Origin of the sequence: Defluviicoccus vanus, from assembly GCF_014672695.1 — a bacterium.
Classification (GTDB): domain Bacteria; phylum Pseudomonadota; class Alphaproteobacteria; order Rhodospirillales; family Defluviicoccaceae; genus Defluviicoccus; species Defluviicoccus vanus.
This window is the reverse complement of the sequence record NZ_CP053923.1, coordinates 4059778-4076445: the sequence shown is the minus strand read 5'-3', so window position 1 is coordinate 4076445 and position 16668 is coordinate 4059778. Positions and strand designations below refer to the sequence as shown.

Annotated in this window: 14 protein-coding genes; 2 read left to right on the top strand and 12 right to left on the bottom strand. The window is 61.5% G+C overall.

What is annotated here, in order from left to right; translation table 11 throughout:
• Positions 1 to 76: 76 nt before the first annotated feature.
• Both HQ394_RS18610 and HQ394_RS18605 read right to left on the bottom strand, forming a co-directional pair.
• Complete coding sequence (locus HQ394_RS18610; RefSeq protein WP_190261436.1) at positions 77 to 313, bottom strand: hypothetical protein; 237 nt, start codon at positions 311 to 313, stop codon at positions 77 to 79.
• A 407-nt stretch (positions 314 to 720) separates the two neighbouring features.
• Positions 721 to 1155 carry a secondary thiamine-phosphate synthase enzyme YjbQ gene (locus HQ394_RS18605; RefSeq protein ID WP_223291724.1) on the bottom strand — a complete coding sequence of 145 codons (435 nt, stop codon included), beginning with the start codon at positions 1153 to 1155 and terminating at the stop codon, positions 721 to 723.
• A 240-nt stretch (positions 1156 to 1395) separates the two neighbouring features.
• Between HQ394_RS18605 and gltX the strand changes: the two genes are divergently transcribed.
• Both gltX and gltA read left to right on the top strand, forming a co-directional pair.
• Positions 1396 to 2823: a glutamate--tRNA ligase gene (gltX, locus tag HQ394_RS18600; protein ID WP_190261435.1), complete on the top strand. Its 1428-nt coding sequence runs from the start codon at positions 1396 to 1398 to the stop codon at positions 2821 to 2823.
• 91 nt (positions 2824 to 2914) lie between these two features.
• Positions 2915 to 4237, top strand: a complete 1323-nt coding sequence (gltA, locus tag HQ394_RS18595; RefSeq protein ID WP_190263414.1) for a citrate synthase — start codon at positions 2915 to 2917, stop codon at positions 4235 to 4237.
• 44 nt (positions 4238 to 4281) lie between these two features.
• On the opposite strand, the gene HQ394_RS18590 is transcribed toward gltA, so the two are convergent.
• The 10 genes from HQ394_RS18590 to HQ394_RS18545 form a co-directional block, all read right to left on the bottom strand.
• Complete coding sequence (locus HQ394_RS18590) at positions 4282 to 5463, bottom strand: alpha-D-ribose 1-methylphosphonate 5-triphosphate diphosphatase (RefSeq protein WP_223291723.1); 1182 nt, start codon at positions 5461 to 5463, stop codon at positions 4282 to 4284.
• 392 nt (positions 5464 to 5855) lie between these two features.
• A complete protein-coding gene (locus tag HQ394_RS18585; RefSeq protein ID WP_190261434.1) occupies positions 5856 to 9059 on the bottom strand; it encodes a type I secretion system permease/ATPase in 3204 nt (1067 codons plus the stop codon).
• A 250-nt stretch (positions 9060 to 9309) separates the two neighbouring features.
• On the bottom strand, positions 9310 to 9804 hold the full coding sequence (locus HQ394_RS18580) for a transcriptional repressor (protein ID WP_190263412.1): 495 nt from the start codon (positions 9802 to 9804) through the stop codon (positions 9310 to 9312).
• A gap of 128 nt (positions 9805 to 9932) precedes the next feature.
• Positions 9933 to 11018 carry a sulfate/molybdate ABC transporter ATP-binding protein gene (locus HQ394_RS18575; RefSeq protein ID WP_190261433.1) on the bottom strand — a complete coding sequence of 362 codons (1086 nt, stop codon included), beginning with the start codon at positions 11016 to 11018 and terminating at the stop codon, positions 9933 to 9935.
• 21 nt (positions 11019 to 11039) lie between these two features.
• Positions 11040 to 11900: a sulfate ABC transporter permease subunit CysW gene (cysW, locus tag HQ394_RS18570; protein ID WP_190261432.1), complete on the bottom strand. Its 861-nt coding sequence runs from the start codon at positions 11898 to 11900 to the stop codon at positions 11040 to 11042.
• Between the two features lie 18 nt (positions 11901 to 11918).
• Positions 11919 to 12773: a sulfate ABC transporter permease subunit CysT gene (gene cysT / locus HQ394_RS18565; RefSeq protein WP_190261431.1), complete on the bottom strand. Its 855-nt coding sequence runs from the start codon at positions 12771 to 12773 to the stop codon at positions 11919 to 11921.
• Between the two features lie 3 nt (positions 12774 to 12776).
• Positions 12777 to 13796 carry a sulfate ABC transporter substrate-binding protein gene (locus HQ394_RS18560; RefSeq protein WP_263053748.1) on the bottom strand — a complete coding sequence of 340 codons (1020 nt, stop codon included), beginning with the start codon at positions 13794 to 13796 and terminating at the stop codon, positions 12777 to 12779.
• Between the two features lie 127 nt (positions 13797 to 13923).
• Positions 13924 to 14373, bottom strand: a complete 450-nt coding sequence (locus HQ394_RS18555; RefSeq protein ID WP_190261430.1) for an RrF2 family transcriptional regulator — start codon at positions 14371 to 14373, stop codon at positions 13924 to 13926.
• 94 nt (positions 14374 to 14467) lie between these two features.
• Positions 14468 to 14863 (bottom strand): hypothetical protein, encoded by a 396-nt coding sequence (locus HQ394_RS20290; RefSeq protein WP_223291722.1) that lies wholly within the window; start codon positions 14861 to 14863, stop codon positions 14468 to 14470.
• A 127-nt stretch (positions 14864 to 14990) separates the two neighbouring features.
• A complete protein-coding gene (locus HQ394_RS18545; RefSeq protein ID WP_456151651.1) occupies positions 14991 to 16631 on the bottom strand; it encodes an alpha-glucosidase in 1641 nt (546 codons plus the stop codon).
• Positions 16632 to 16668 lie beyond the last annotated feature (37 nt).

The window sequence follows — 16668 nt, the reverse complement described above, 5'->3', positions numbered from 1 at the left end:
CTGGGTCCTGCTTGACGATTTGTTGGCAGTGACAATTTCAACCGCAAGAATTGCGGAAGCGCAGGCAGACGCGAGATCAGCAGCGTTCGGGAACGATTGCCTGGACGACAAACCCGTCTTCGGGCGGGAATCGTTCGGCGATCAAGGCCCGCGCTTCAGTTTCGCTGCGCGCGACAACGTCGCGCACCTGCACCTCTGCCCAGTGGTCGTTAAAAAACGAGTGCCGTCGTCGCGTGGTGACGAGGCTCCTGACCTGTTGGTTGAACAGCTCAACCATATAAACCTTGTAGCCGTTATTCGGCAGGTAGAGCATTTTTTTGCAGACGCCTCCGCACAACCTCTTAATCTTTTTCGATCGCTCAGATCGGCAGGGGTATTGGCCCTCCCAGATGGCCAGTCCGAGGCAGATATCCCGAACAAGACTAGTGTAGCGTATATTTGCCACCAGTTTAAGTGGGTAATTTTCTGATGATGTTGGTAATCATTTTCATCTTTTGAACGCTGCTTCGAACTTCGCATGCGCTAACACGCGTGTAACACCAGTTGCCTGATGCTGGCATTGCGTGCCTTGCTTGATGCCTCAGGCTGAAGTCGCCTATCGATTGGCGTGGCCACTTGGCCGGCAGCGAAGAACGTCTACTGACGGAACTCGTTCCACGCGGGGGAACCTTTCCATCATCAATCTTTGCTCACGGTCAGGCGATTATTTATCCGTTCGGGTCAGCGGCAGCCGATGACCGTAACTTCGATTGTCCGACGACGTGGCCGGTTATCGTGGTTGATGACGACGACTTGCTGCCAGGTGCCAAGTCGCATCCGCCCTGCGCGGATCGGGACGATCAGCGACGGGCCGAGCAGAGCCGCCTGAACATGGCTGTGACCGTTTCCGTCGTGCCACATGAGTTCGTGCTTGTATTCCATATCGGCCGGGGCAAGGCGCATGATCGCCCGCTTCAAGTCTTCAACCGCGCCTGGCTCGAATTCTATCGTCGTCAACGACGCGGTTGAGCCCACCGCCGCAAGTTGGGCGCTGCCGTCGCGGACCTGTGCGGCGGCAACGATCGCCGCAAGCGGTGTCGTGACGTCGGCGACAGCGGGCCCCATGGCGAGGGAAATGTCGAACGCATCGCAGTGAACGATTGTCTCTCCGGCCATGGCATCCCTACCTGCAAAGCGCCGACACTGTGGCATCGGCCGTATCAACACAATGCTCAACCCATTGTGACGACAAACGATCGGCATCGAAAGACGTCTGCTACGGGGCAAAGCCGTTTTCACAGCTGACGCCTCTGAACGCCAGCGAGCGGATACGTCGATGCGGCTGGCGCTTCTGAACAGATGTGCTAGAAGGAAGTCGGTTTAAATCACTTCGCGGTTGCCCGCCTTGATGAGCTTATGACGGTCGTTACTCGCTTCGCCCCCTCTCCCACCGGCTTTCTACATATCGGCGGTGCCCGGACTGCGCTTTTCAACTGGCTGTTTGCCCGCCACCATGGCGGCCGGTTTTTGTTGCGCGTTGAGGACACCGATCGGCTGCGCTCCACCGATGCGGCCATCGCCGCCATCTTCGACGGACTGCAATGGCTTGGTCTGACCTGGGATGAGGCGCCGGTATTTCAATCACAGCGGGCGGATCGCCACGCCGCCGTTGTCCGTGAGTTACTTGACCGCGGGATGGCTTATCGCTGTTTTGCCACCCCCGAAGAACTGACGGAGATGCGCGAAAAGGCGCGCGCGGCCGGACGGCCGGTCCGCTATGACGGCCGCTGGCGCGACCGTGATCCGGCCACCGCGCCGGAGGGGATCGACCCGGTGGTTCGCCTCCGGGCACCGCAAAGTGGCGCAACCGTAATCGACGACCTGGTGCAGGGCCCGGTCAGCGTGGACAACGTCCAGTTGGACGACATGATCCTGCTGCGGGCCGACGGAACGCCCACCTATATGCTGGCAGTGGTGGTCGACGATCACGATATGCACGTTACCCACGTCATTCGCGGGGACGACCATCTGACCAATGCCTTTCGCCAACACCAGATTTACGCCGCTCTCGGCTGGCCGCAGCCGCTGTTCGCCCACATTCCGCTGATCCATGGCGGTGATGGGGCGAAGCTGTCGAAGCGGCACGGGGCGCTCGGTGTCGATGCCTATCGCGACATGGGCTTTCTTCCCGAAGCGCTCTGCAACTATCTGCTGCGGCTCGGGTGGAGCCATGGCGACGATGAAATCATCAGCCGTGACGAGGCGATTGCCTGGTTCGATCTCGATGCGGTCGGCCGCTCCGCCGCCCGATTCGACCTTGCCAAGTTGACGAGCCTGAATGCTCACTATATTCGTTTGACCGATGAACGGACACTCGCCGATTCGGTCTTGCAACGGCTGCAGCAGCGATTGGACGGGCGGCTCTCTCCCAAGGCCGACGAACGTATCCGCAAGGGATTACCCGGTTTGAAAGAGCGAGCGAAGACGATCGTCGAACTGGCTGATAACGCCATGTTTTATGCGATGGACCCGCCTTTGGATTTCACGGCTGATGCGGCGCGTTTCCTCGCCCAATCGGCGGTGGCAAATCTTTCCACGTTGGGTGAAATTCTCCGTAGCCAGAGCGCATGGACGAGTTCCGAACTCGAAGGCGTCGTCCGCGCCTTTGCCAGCGCCCATCCGCCGCTCAAATTGAAGGATGTAGCGCAGCCGCTGCGTGCTGCGCTTACCGGTTCGACGGTGTCTCCGCCGATATTCGAAGTCATGGAAGTGCTTGGCCCGGAGGAAACTCTGGGGCGAATTGGTGCCGTGGTCGCGTCTGCGGAGGGCAAGCTTCAGGCGTGAGGCGTACTACACGGGACTGCATACAACTGTAAACCAGCAGGGCATCGGTGAAAACGCCGGCCAGTGTAGGATTGTGCAGAGGATAATAGAGATGAATGAAGCTTTGAACCCACAGGCTGGTAAGCGAACGGTAACTCTCATCGATAACGTCAGCGGGAAGTGTTTCGAGTATCCCCTGTTAAGTGGTTCTACCGGTCCTGATGTTATCGATATTCGCCGTCTGTATCAGGACACCGGCTATTTCACTTTTGATCCTGGCTACACGTCGACCGGAAGTTGCGATNCGACGATTACGTATATTGATGGTGACAACGGCGTTCTGCTCTATCGCGGCTATCCCATTGAGGATCTGGCCGAGCACGCCGACTTCATGGAAACCTGCTACCTCCTGCTGTACGGCGACCTGCCGACGCTGGAGCAGAAAAGCAAGTTCGAGCACGACATCACCTATCACACGATGGTGCACGAACAGATGCACGCGCTCATCGAGGGGTTCCGCCGCGATTCCCATCCGATGGCGGTGCTCGTGGGAATGGTCGGCGCCCTGTCCGCCTTCTATCACGACTCGACGGACATCACTAATCCGCGCCACCGGATGATCGCCTCCTATCGGATGATCGCCAAGATGCCAACGTTGGCGACGTGGGCGCTCAAGTATTCGATTGGTCAGCCGTTTCTCTATCCGCAGAATAGCCTCGGCTATTCGAAGAACTTCCTGCATATGATGTTCGCTACTCCTTGCGAGCATTACGAGGTGGATCCTGTTCTCGCGCGTGCGATGGACCGCATCTTGATCCTGCATGCCGACCATGAACAGAATGCTTCAACCTCTACCGTGCGTCTGGCTGGGTCGAGCGGCGCCAATCCGTTTGCCTGCATTGCTGCCGGCATCGCGTCCCTCTGGGGTCCCGCCCACGGCGGCGCCAACGAGGCGGTGCTGAAAATGCTGCATGAAATCGGCGACAAGAGCCGTGTCGGCGAATTCATCAAGCGCGCCAAAGACAAGGACGACCCGTTCCGCCTGATGGGCTTCGGTCACCGGGTGTATCGCAACTATGATCCGCGCGCCCGGATCATGCGCCAGTCTTGCTACGAAGTGCTGGATGCGCTCGGCGTGCGTGACGAACCCTTGCTCGACCTAGCGATGGAGCTGGAACGGATCGCGCTTGAGGACGAGTACTTCGTCGAGCGCAAGCTCTACCCGAACGTGGACTTCTACTCCGGCATCATCTTCCGGGCGATGGGTATCCCCACCTCGATGTTCACCGTGTTGTTCGCCGTCGCCCGTACCGTCGGATGGGTGGCGCAGTGGAACGAAATGATCGAGGATCCGACGCAGAAGATCGGCCGGCCACGTCAGCTTTATCGCGGCTCGCCCAAGCGGGCCTTCGTCCCTCTCGCCGATCGAACCTGAGGACGGTTAGCCGCGTCAGCCTTGGTTCGGCCGCAGTTGGGTCCTCAGATTATCCGGCTGCCGCCGCACCAACCGCCGCGGATCACCGGCGACTGCGGATAGTCTCTGACCCAAAGCAGATCAGCACGCTTGCCGACGGCGAGTTCGCCCCGATCGTTGAGACCGGCCATGCGTGCCGGGGTGCGGCTGGCTAAGGCAACTGCTGAGGTAAGGGTTAGGCCAAGCTGGTGGTGCAGCAGGAAACACGCCTGCAGCAGGCTGGTCGGGACGTAGTCGGAGGCGAGTGCGTCCACCAGCCCTTCGCGCACTAATGCACGCGCCGAAACATTGCCCGAATGCGAGCCGCCAAGAATCACGTTTGGCGCCCCCATGACCACGGCCATGCTGCGGCGGTGCGCTGCCCTAGCGGCGATCGCAGTGGTGGGAAATTCACAGATCGACACTCCGTTCCAGACCGCCTCCGCCACGTGATCAACGGTGGTGTCGTCATGACTCGCGAGCGGTAGATGATGCGCACGGGTGAGCGTCACCGCTGCGCGCCGCGCCGCATCCGCGTGCTGCTGTTGCAAACCCTGGCGGTGCAGCACCACCGCATCGAGGTCCACCTCGGCCTCGAAATGCTCGCCATTGACCTGCCGCCACTTGTCCAACTGGCGCCACTGCCGCTGCCCCGGGGTATGATCCATCAGCGAAACGAGACGCACCAGGGGATGGCCGATGTGGCGCGCCAGCACGCTGACCGCGTCGATGGACGAAACCTCACAGCGGAGATGCAGCAGGTGAACGCAGCTCGACAGCGCATCCGCCTGCGCCGCTTCGATGGCAGCGATGGCGCAGGCCAACGTGTCATCGCGACCACTGCGACCGGTAAACTGGTCGCCGACGCAGAGGGAATCGAAGACCGTCGTCACCCCGGAAACAGCCATCTGTCGATCGTGTGCTAGAAATGCGTCAAACGTCGGCCACGCCACGCCGCGTCGGGGTTGCAGGTGACGCTCCAGATTGTCCGTATGCAGGTCAACGAGCCCCGGGAGCAGCAAGTCTCCTTCAAGGTCAACGACTCCGGAAAGGTGGCTGACCCCGGTGTCGATGGCGGCAATGAGGCCATCGCGGACTACCAGCGAACCCTGGATGATCTCGTCGCCGACAACAAGCGAACCGCGGTTGAAAACGATTTCCGTCGAACAACAGGGCGCCGTCGGCTGGGTTAAAGGCCGGGGGCGCACGGTGTTAAAGAGAGAGGATTAGCCAATACCTGCACCGGCTTCGGCAGCGCCGCAGCATGGCCTTGTATATGCAGTCTTTGGTCCGGTCCGGCCATCACACTATCCTCGCTGTCCTGCCGGCATCAGGTTCGCCGGCAGCCCCGGCAGCGCCAGGGGTAAACGGTCCCATTTCCATGCAGCCATACTGCAAATGACCACCGGTAAGAAGGAAGCGTACGATGACGAGGGGACGCCGGCAGTGATTGTGTTCACATGCCAGCTGCCAATATTGGTGCCGATCGGCGCATCCACATTAGCGAGCTTGCTGGGGCCGGCGTGCGTGACGGCGTGGCCATTGACGACCCGCGGCGATCGTTCTCGCTAAGCACCGCCGCGACGCGGGGCTGCCATCCTCAGTGCTCGCGGAAACTCCGCGCGATCACCATCGACAGCGGTTGCACCAAGTATTCAAGCAAGGTGCGCGGTGTGGTGGAAATGAATGCTTCGGCCGGCATGCCCGGCCCGAGGACGATTTCCGGATCCAAACGTTCAAGTTCCTCGCGGTCGACACGAAGCTTTACGATGAAAAAGCTGCGACCGGATTTCTCGTCCATGAGCGAGTCCGCCGAAACGTGATCGACGGTGCCGTGGAGCTTGTACATGACCCGCTGCGAAAAGGAGGGAAACATCACGAAGGCGTGCTGACCGGCGTGGACATCGTCCACGTCCTTGGGAGAGATTCGCCCATCAATAATCAGATCATCGTGCTGCGGCACAATGTCGATAACCGGTTCACCCGGACGGACCACGCCACCGACGGTCTTGATCTTCAAGGTCAGCACCGTACCATCCACAGGAGCGGTGATGGTCTTACGGTGCAATTTATCGAGGCTGTCGCGGATCTGTTGTTCGATCTCCTGCCGCTTTGCCTGCGTATCGGCCAATTCCTTGTCGATATCTTCCAGGCGTTGCTGACGGATATTCATGATCTGCATGTGGGTTTCGCCGATCTGCTCGCGCGAGCGGGCGATCCGCGCCACCAGATCCCCCTCCTGCCCCATCAGGTCAGCCTCGCTCCGCTGTAGGGCGAGCAGGCGCGGCTTCTTCTCGTAGCCCTTCTCGTACAGTTCGGCGACGCCCTTGATCTCTTCGCGAATCAGATCCGCCTGACGACGGACGCCTTCCAGCTGACGCTGCGCACCGACGATCTGCTGGTCGAGCTGGGCAACACGTTGATTGAGGATACTTTCCCGGCCAACGTCGTTGCTGCGTCGCGCCTCGAACTGATTGACCTGCTGATCGATGACGGCACGAACTTCCGGATCGCTACCGTTGGCGAGGATCGGATGGGTAAACACCACCTGATGCGATCCATTGCGCTCGGCAGTCAGCCGCGCTTCGATTGCCGCCAGCGTTCGCAGCCGGCTTTCAAGCGTCCCCACCTCGGCTCGCGCGCTCACGTCCTCAAGCACCATCAGCACCTGTCCGGCGCTGACCTGATCGCCCTCTTTGATATCGATTTCGCGAACGATCCCGCCTTCCAGATGCTGCACGGTGCGTCGGCTTCCCTCCGGGCTGACCACGCCCTCGGCAATGACCGCACCGCCAATCGGGGCCATCGCCGCCCAACCGCCACCGATGACGAAGAACACGGCGGCGATCAGCAGCCCTATCCCCGCCGTCACCCGCAGGTCGCGGCGAAGCGGCGGGATCGGCTGGCGATGCGGGGAACGATCACTGGCAGCGCGGGAACAATGCTGGCAGGCGCTTGTTGCACCGGTTGGCCACCCAAGCCGGAGTCGCCTGTCTTTACCGGCGGGTTGTCGGTCATCGTCGGCCTTACCCGCCCGCCGACGACGCACCGCGTCCAGCGGCCGCCGCGGTCGCACCTTGGCCAGCTTTGCCGGCGGTNNAGCCGGCACCGGCACGGCAACCGGACCACGCGACGCCCTTAGCTTCTTCAACACCTCGTCACGCGGCCCAAACAGTTCCACCTTGCCGTCGCGCAGCAGCAGCAGCTTATCAACGGGCTGCAGAATGCGTGGCTGATGGGCGACGATCAACACCCCCCCCCCANNGCTCTTGATTTTCAGAATGGCGCCGATCAGCGAGTCCTCGCCTTCGGCATCGAGACTGGCATTCGGCTCGTCGAGAACAACCAGGCGCGGCCGACCGTACAGCGCCCGCGCCAAGCCAATGCGCTGACGCTGGCCACCGGACAGGATTGACCCGCCGTCGCCGATCTCCGTCTCATAACCCTTGGGTAAACGCAGGATCATCTCGTGCACACCCGCGGTACGCGCCGCCTCGACGATCGCCTGCGGATCGGAATTCGGCGCCAGCCGGGCGATGCTGTCGGCGACGGTCGAGCCGATCAGTTCGACGGTTTGCGGCAGGTATCCCACATAGGGGCCGAGGTCTTCCGACGGCCAGGTAAAAATGTCAGCCCCGTCCAGGCGTACGTAACCGCGCGTCGGCTGCCACGACCCCACCAGCAGCCGGCACAGCGTCGACTTGCCGGCGGCCGACGGGCCGATGATGCCGATCGCCTCTCCCGGTTCCATGACGAAACTGACGCCCTGCAGGATCGGCGTCTCGCGGCCACGCGGCACGAACACCACCTGCTCGCAGGTGAGGCGACCGCGTGGCGCCGGCAATCGCATCGCCGGCGCAGGCGGCGGCAGCCGTTCGGCCAGCTGCCGTAGCCGCTCGTAGGCATCGCGCGCTGCCACCAAACTCTTCCAACTGCCGATGGCCTGTTCCACCGGCGCCAGTGCCCGACCGAGGAGGATCGACGCGCCAATCATGCCTCCCGAGCTCATCTCCTGCTGCAAGACGACGTAGGCGCCGAGGCCGAGAATGAACGACTGGACGAACAGGCGGAAAAATTTGCTGATACCGAGGATGATCGCGTTGCGATCGCCCGCCGCCACCTGCATTGCCAGTGCCTCGTCGTTACGGGCAACCCAGTCGGCGAGGAAGCCCGGCAACATCCCCATGGCGTGAAAGACGTCGGCATTGCGCACCGCCGTATCGGCTCGCTGGGTGTTGTTGATCGACAGGGCCGAGGCTGATCTCAACGCCCGGCGCGACAGGTATTCGTTGAGGATAGCGATACCGGCGAGAATGACCGCGGCGCCAACGGCAAACATGCCGAGCAGCGGGTTCAACACCCAGATGACGGCGAAANNGATCGGCGACCAGGGGGCATCAAACAGCGCGTTGACACCGGCGCCGCCCAAGTACGCACGCACCTGCGCCAAGTCGCGTAAGGGCTGGGCGTTCGCCGGTAGCCCGTAAAGGACACCCCGCATGCTCATTTCGATCAGCGTCGGCGACAACCTACGGTCGAGCCAGCGGGCAATGCGGCTGAGAACCTGTCCACGCAACGCCTCAAGGGCACCCATCACCATGTAGGCACATGCGGCGATGATGGTGAGAAAGACCAGGGTTTCCAGACGACCGCTGCCGAGGACGCGGTCGTAGACCTGCATCATGTAGAGAGTCGGGGTCAAAATCAGCAGGTTGATGAAAAAGCTGAACGCCCCAAGGAGAAGAAACCCTGATCGGCATTCGCGAATCGCGACGAGAATAACGTTCTTGCTTGCCGACGCCATCACCGCTTCCCACCGCCTGCCCCCGCGGCACCACAGATTACCTGGAGATGCAGATGCGAGCGCACCAGCAAATATCGCCTGATGCAAGTATCGCCGCTGCTGCCCCTTTCGTGGCGTGCGGCTTTGATAGTGGAAGCCCACCAGACACACAAGGGGCGCTCATCAACGGCCGCCGCGGGCCTTGTCAGGGAGGAGACGCGGCAGACGCGCCGCACGAAGGCGGTGAACACGCATTTGAGTGGCTACGGGATCAGCAGCCGCCAGCGTTGGCTGGACGCGTACCGGCAGCGACGCAGGCGGGGCAGGCGCCGTAAACCTCAACGATTGCCGCAGTCATAGTGAAGCCCTGTCCGGTGGCACCGCGGTTGAGCGTCTGGACCAGTTCGGCATCGCGCAACTCACTGACGATGCCGCAGTGCTCGCAAATGAGAAACTGGGCGGTGTGCGACTCATCCGGACCGCTGCAGGCGACGAAGGCGTTTCGGCTGGCGACGCGGTGCACCAATCCCTGTTGGACGAGAAAGTCGAGAGCACGGTAGACGGAAATCGGCGCCGGCAGCCGGCCATCCTGACCAAGCTGCTCAAGGATCTGATAAGCACCCACCGCTAGATGGCTGCCGGCAACCACCTCCAGCACTCGACGCCGTTGCTGGGTCAGGCGGACTCCCCGCTCGGCACAGCGGCGCTCCGCCGCCAGCATCAGCGCGGCGATACATTGACCATGATCATGGTCGCAACGCTGCATCTCCGCCACGGCGGCAACCCTTCATCAGCATGGTCGAGACACGACAAGTGCCGGCGCCAGGGTATATCACCGCCGATCGTGAGGCAAAGGCGAAGGGGGCGATGGTGGTGCTCCCTTCGCCCGGTCGCTCAATGCATGCGGAGTTCGGCGTCGGCAGCGAAAACGCGTGCCTTGCGCGCGCGGATGAACACCGGCTGGCCCGCCTTCAGGTTCAGCTTGCGATACTCCTCGCGCGAGAGGTCGGCTTCGATGATGGTCTCCTCGCTGTTGCCGTTGGGGAGCGTCAGCTCCACTTTGATGAACGGCCCGGCGCCGGAAACGTAGAGTACCGTGGCCGGAGTTCCGACCATCACCGGGCCGGCGAAAATCTCCACGTCATGCGGACGGACGTAGGCAAAGGCGTTGTTCGCTTCGCCATTCATTGTCGCTGACAGGGTCAGTTCCCCACCCGGGAAGGTCAGCCTGTCGTCATTGCGCACGCAGGCGAGGCGATTGACGTGGCCGAGAAACTCGTAGGCAAAGGCGGTTGCCGGATGATCGTAGACGTCCTGCGGCGGCCCCACCTGCTCAATGCGGCCGCGATTCATCAGCACCACCCGGTCGGCGAGTTCGAGCGCTTCTTCCTGGTCATGGGTGACGAACAGGCTGGTCAACTGCATCTCGTCATGCAGTTTGCGCAACCAGCGCCGCAGGTCCTTGCGGACCTTGGCGTCGAGGGCGCCGAAGGGTTCGTCGAGGAGAAGGACGCTGGGTTCGATCGCCAGGGCGCGTGCCAGGGCCACGCGCTGGCGCTGGCCGCCCGAGAGCTGCGAGGGATAGCGCTGCATGAACGGATCGAGCTGCACCAGGTGAAGCAGCCGGGTCACCCGTTCGCGGATTGACTCCTTGGTCGGCCGCTCCTTACGCGGCTTGACGCGGAGACCGAAGGCGACGTTTTCAAAAACCGTCATGTGTCTGAAAAGAGCGTAGTGCTGGAAGACAAAGCCAACGCGGCGCTGACGGAGCGTCCGGCTGTTCACGTCTTCGCCGCCGAACAGGACGAGTCCTTCGGACCCCCTNTCCATGCCGGCGATGATCCGCAGCAGCGTTGTCTTGCCCGACCCGGACGGGCCGAGCAGCGCCACCAGTTCACCCTGCTTGACGCCCAGGCTGACATTGTCGAGGGCGACGAAATCGCCAAATCGCTTACCAATGTTCCTGACTTCGATGTCCATGCTGACTCTCCTCGACCGCCTTTAAAGCGGTGCGCCGCGGCCGGTGTCGCCGGACCGCCATTCAATGAATTTCTTGAGAACAAGGGTAATCAACGCCAAACCCGCCAGGAGCGAGGCAACCGCAAACGCCGCAACGAAATTGTACTCATTGTACAAGATCTCAACGTGCAACGGCATGGTGTTGGTTTCACCGCGGATATGTCCCGAGACCACGGACACAGCACCAAACTCTCCCATCGCCCGGGCGTTGCAGAGGAGAACGCCGTAAAGCAGGCCCCACTTGATGTTTGGCAAGGTCACGCGGAAGAAGGTCTGCAAGCCGCCGGCACCAAGCGACATCGCCGCCTCTTCCTCTTCCCGTCCCTGCTCCTCCATCAGCGGAATGAGTTCACGCGCGACGAAGGGGAAGGTGACGAAGATCGTCGCCAGGACGATGCCCGGAACGGCAAAGATGATCTGGATATCGTTATCGACGAGCCATTGGCCAAACCATCCATGGATGCCGAACAAGAGCACGAAGACCAGACCGGCGACCACCGGCGACACTGAAAACGGCAGGTCGATCAAGGTGATCAAGACGCTCTTGCCGGCGAAGTCAAACTTGGCGATGGCCCACGAGGCAACGATACCGAATAGCATGTTCAGCGGAACGGCGATGGCCGCAACGAAGGTGGTCAGGCGGATGGCGGCAAGCGCGTCAGGCTCTACCAGTGCCTGGAAAAACATGTCCACGCCACGCCGAAACGCTTCGACGAAGACGGCGGCAAGCGGCATGGCGACAAACAGCAAGAGGAACAACAGCGCCGACAGGGTCAGGACGACCTTGAGCCATGGCGGTTCCTTGATGGCAATACGAGAAGCTCTCGCAGCGGGAGTGATCATCGTTCCAACTCGCTTTCGCTAGGTACGGTGCTCGTGCCGGCGGCTCCAACGCTGCAGGACATTGATCACCAGCAGGAGAATGAAACCGGCAAGTAGGACAACGGTGGCGATCGCGGTCGCGCCTGTGTAGTCGTACTGCTCGAGCTTGATAATGATCAGCAGCGGGGCGATTTCCGAAACCATCGGTAGATTGCCGGCGATGAAAATCACCGAACCGTACTCGCCCAGTCCACGGGCGAAGGCGAGCGCAAAGCCGGTGACCACCGCCGGTAGGATCGACGGTAGAATGACCCGCACCATCGTTTGCAGCCGCCCGGCGCCAAGGCTGGCCGAGGCCTCCTCCAACTCCGGATCGAGATCCTGCAGCACCGGTTCCACCGTTCGGACGACAAACGGCAGACCTTCGAACAGCAGGGCCAGAACGACCGCAAGCGGCGTGAAGGCAACCTTGATACCAAGAATGGAGAGAGGGCCACCGATCCAGCCGTTCGAGGCGTAGATGGCAGCGAGCGCTATCCCGGCAACTGCCGTCGGCAGCGCAAAGGGCAGATCGACGATGGCATCGACAAGGCGCTTGCCGGGAAAACTGTAGCGCACCAGCACCCAGGCGACGATCACACCGGCGACGGCATTAATCCCTGCCGCGATAAAGGCCGCACCAAAACTCAGCTTATAGGCGGCGAGCGCCCGCGGCGTGAATGCTGCATCGAGAAACGCCTGCCAGCCCATACCGGAGGTGGTGATGATCAGCGCCGACAAGGGCAGCAGAATCACCAGACTGAGATATGTCAAGGTGAGGCCGAGAGTAAGACCAAATCCCGGCAGCACGCTGTCACGGCGCCAGACGCTGAGACGCTGAGCGATCGCAGTCATCGGCTATCTCACTGGCGTGTAGATTTTATCGAAGACGCCGCCATCTGAGAAGAACCGCGCCTGCGCTTTCTGCCAACCACCGAACACGTCGTCGATGGTGAACTGTTCAAGCTTGGGAAAGCGGGCCAACTCAGCCGCAGGCACGCCGTCCGTTCGGGTTGGGCGGAAATAGTGCTTGGCCGCCAGCCGCTGCCCCTCGGGTGAATAGAGATATTGCAGATAGCTCTCCGCCACATCGCGGGTCCCGTGCTTGTCGACCCAGGTATCCACCAGCGCCACGGTGGGTTCCGCCCGGATACTGATCGACGGCACCACTATTTCAAACGTATCGGTGCCGAATTCTTCCTTGGCCAGAAGCGCTTCGTTCTCCCAGGTGATCAAGACGTCGCCGAGGCCACGCTGGGCGAATGTGGTGGTGGCGCCGCGCGCTCCTGTCTCAAGGATCGGCACGTTGTGAAAAATGTCGGTGACGTACTTTTCCGCCTTCGCTTCATCACCGTCCCAATGCTTGAGTGCATACCCCCAGGCAGCGAGAAAGTTCCATCGCGCCCCGCCAGAGGTCTTCGGATTGGGGGTGATGACGGAAACGCCGTCGCGCGTCAGGTCGTTCCAGTCGCGGATGGCCTTCGGATTGCCTTTGCGGACCAGAAAGACGATGGTCGAGGTGTAAGGGGCACTGTTCTCGGGCAGACGCTTCTGCCAATCAGCCGGCAAAAAACCGGTTTTCGCCGCGATTTCATCGATGTCGTAGGCGAGAGCGAGGGTGACAACGTCCGCCTGCAGACCATCAATCACCGCACGGGCCTGCTTGCCTGATCCGCCATGCGACATGCGGACGATGACGCCATCGCCGGCCTTCTCCTTCCAGACCTTGGCAAACGCCGCATTAAACTCCTGATAGAATTCTCGAGTTGGATCATAGGAAACGTTGAGCAGCGTCTTGTCGGCTGCACGGGCGCTGCCAGCAGCAAAAATCAGGGCGCAGCCGGCGAGAATGGGCAGAAATCGGCGCCGTCCGAACACACAATCCTCCTATCCCAGGCAACAAATTACAACTTGCGGTATAATACCCAACTCGCAGGATTTAGTCTATCTATTTAATTATGTTAGTGGCAAAAAAATAATCACACCTGTTACGGTGCGATCACACTCAGGTCACGCCAACCTTGATCAGCCCGTGCAGCGCCGCATTTGCCGTCATGTCGGCGAGGGTGCGATTGTCGAGAATCTCGGCCACCGCATCCCGCACCTCGCGCATCACCCGCCGCACCGGACAGAACTCTTCGTCCTTACAATCGTTGCACGGACGATAGGCGCTGAGACTGGCACAGGGAATAGGTGCCAATGGTCCATCCATAAGCCGCACCACCTGCCCCACCGTCACCTGCCCGGGCGGGCGGGCCAGCGCATAGCCACCATTGCGGCCGCGCAGACTGTAGACAATACCGTCGCGCTTTAACTCGAGCAGGATCAGCTCCAGAAACTTTTTCGGTGCGTTTTCCTTCGCGGCGATGTCAGCTACCAACATCATCGTCCCAGGTGGCGAGGTCGCCAACTGGAACAAAGCCTTCAGCGCATACTTCGCCTTTTGGGAAAGCATCCGGGCGTGACAATCCAACCAGAGATTTGTCTATTATCCAGATTGGATTTCCACACTATCACGGTGTTGTCAACTGGCATTTGCGCCGAGTTGTTCAGGCAAGCGCCGCCATCAGCCAAGCCATGGCGGAAAGCGTCGCCACCGCGCTCAGGATGCAGATCAAAGCACCGAATGCCGCCAGTTCGCCGTCCGAAGCCAGTGGCCGCCACTCCTCCTCGCTCGCCGCATTGAAGGCCGCACTGGTGATCGCTGCATCGGGCGAAGCGGCCGCTTCCGGGGAGGCCTCCTCCGTCACTGGGGCGACAACCTCTGCGACAAAGTGCAACACGGGCGATGGCGGCTCTGCCTTGGCCGCCGCAAGGCCAGCACCTCGCGATAGACGCCGCAAGGTGACCTCCGCCACGTCATGCCAGTTCAGCGGCAGGACCGACCACCCGGCGTGCGTAGATGCGCGGTGACGGTTGCCGAAATGCATCCAACTCGGCAGCAAGTATCGCGTCTGCGTGTCTTGTCCACTGGAGAATTCAACCATCGCCACCTGCCCTGCACGGTCGGCATAACGATCGACGCGCTTACACCCTATTTACCACTAGGTTAATATTAGACGATATTGCCTATTATATCCATAGGCAATTTACCGATACCCGCCGCCTCTGCGAGCATGCCACGTTGCGTGCGGGTTCAGCGACGGCGGAGAAAGAGCGCCCCCACTCCGGCAAGCCGATGCGATCGCTCCCCATGCGACCGGCGGGCAGCCCGTGACCGTCGATGGGCGACCACTCGGACAAATTGGCCCAGGGCAGGCTCAGGCTTTCCGCGGCAAGATTGAAGATACAGAGAACGGCCTGCCCCTCGTCTCGCCGCTCGAAGACCAACGCCGGTTCCGCCGCATCGAAAAAGCGGATCGCTCCATCGATCAACGCCGGCTGCTGCTTGCGCCAAGCGAGGAAGTGTCGCGTGAACGCCAGCACCGACGCTGCATCCGCCTCCTGCCGGTCGACCGCCAGTGGCAGGTGCTGCGAACAAACGGGGAGCCAGGGCTCCACCGAGGTGAAGCCGGCAAAGGGGGCGTCGGCCTGCCATGGCATCGGCGTCCGCGCGCCGTCACGGCCACGGTGGTGCGGCCAGAAGGCTTTGCCTTCCGGATCCTGCAACTTCTCGAAGGGCACCTCGGCGTGTGGCAGCCCCAATTCTTCACCCTGGTAGAGGAAGGCGGTGCCGCGCAGCGTCGTCAGCAGCGCGATCATCGCCTTGGCAAAGGCCGGGTCGCGGCCGCCGGCCGCCTCCCAGCGGCTGACCACCCGTGGCACGTCGTGGTTTGAAAAAGCCCAGGACGGCCACGCCGCCTGCGATCGGTGCTGCAAGTCCTCCACCGCGCGGCGAAACAGCGGCGCGTTGAAGGCCTCGCGCATGAAGACGAAACTGTAGGCGGTATGGTAGCGGTCGGGACCGTCGGTGTAGGCCACCATCGTCCCCACCGGATCCTCGGCCGCGAGTTCCGCCACCGCCATCGTGCCGGCATAACGATCGAGCAGTTGGCGAAAGCGGAGGACAAAGTCGAGTGTCTCAGGCCGATTGCGCGTATATAGCGGCCGCTGCAGCCAATAGGCCTTGTCCGGTGCCGGGTGGCCGGAGGGCGGATTGTCGCGCAGCGCCGGATCGTGGCAGAAGAAATTCGCCACATCGACGCGGAAGCCGTCGACACCACGGCGGAGCCAGAAATCGGCACTGGCGAGGATTGCCTCCTGGACCNNGCGCGGATTGTGCACGTTGAGGTCCGGCTGCTCCTTGAGAAAATTGTGAAAGTAATATTGGCGGCGGCGCGACTCCCACTCCCAGGCGACACCGCCGAACACCGACAGCCAGTTATTGGGCGGCATGCCATCCGGTTTCGGATCGGCCCAAACGTACCAGTCGGCTTTCGGGTTGGTGCGGTTCTGGCGACTTTCCGCGAACCACGGATGCTGGTCCGATGAGTGCGAATAGACCTGATCGATGATGACCTTCAGGCCGAGCGCATGCGCGCGTGCCAGGAGGCGATCGAAATCGCCGAGGGTGCCGAAAATCGGGTCGACATCGACATAGTTTGCAACGTCGTAGCCGAAGTCCTTCATCGGCGAGGTGAAGAACGGCGACAGCCAGATGCCGTCGACGCCGAGCGAGGCAACGTAGTCGAGCGCCGCGGTGATTCCCGCCAGATCGCCGATACCATCATCGTTAGAGTCACGAAAGCTGCGCGGATAGATCTGATAGATCACCGCCCCNCGCCACCAGTCGCTCAACGCCACCCTCCTC

Bases quoted from the DNA above. Each gene is read 5' to 3' on its own strand.
- HQ394_RS18555 (WP_190261430.1), bottom strand. From the start codon at position 14,373: ATGCTTTCCCAAAAGGCGAAGTATGCGCTGAAGGCTTTGTTCCAGTTG.
- HQ394_RS18610 (WP_190261436.1), bottom strand. From the start codon at position 313: ATGCTCTACCTGCCGAATAACGGCTACAAGGTTTATATGGTTGAGCTG.
- HQ394_RS18605 (WP_223291724.1), bottom strand. From the start codon at position 1,155: ATGGCCGGAGAGACAATCGTTCACTGCGATGCGTTCGACATTTCCCTC.
- HQ394_RS18580 (WP_190263412.1), bottom strand. From the start codon at position 9,804: ATGCAGCGTTGCGACCATGATCATGGTCAATGTATCGCCGCGCTGATG.
- gltX (WP_190261435.1), top strand. From the start codon at position 1,396: ATGACGGTCGTTACTCGCTTCGCCCCCTCTCCCACCGGCTTTCTACAT.
- cysT (WP_190261431.1), bottom strand. From the start codon at position 12,773: ATGACTGCGATCGCTCAGCGTCTCAGCGTCTGGCGCCGTGACAGCGTG.
- cysW (WP_190261432.1), bottom strand. From the start codon at position 11,900: ATGATCACTCCCGCTGCGAGAGCTTCTCGTATTGCCATCAAGGAACCG.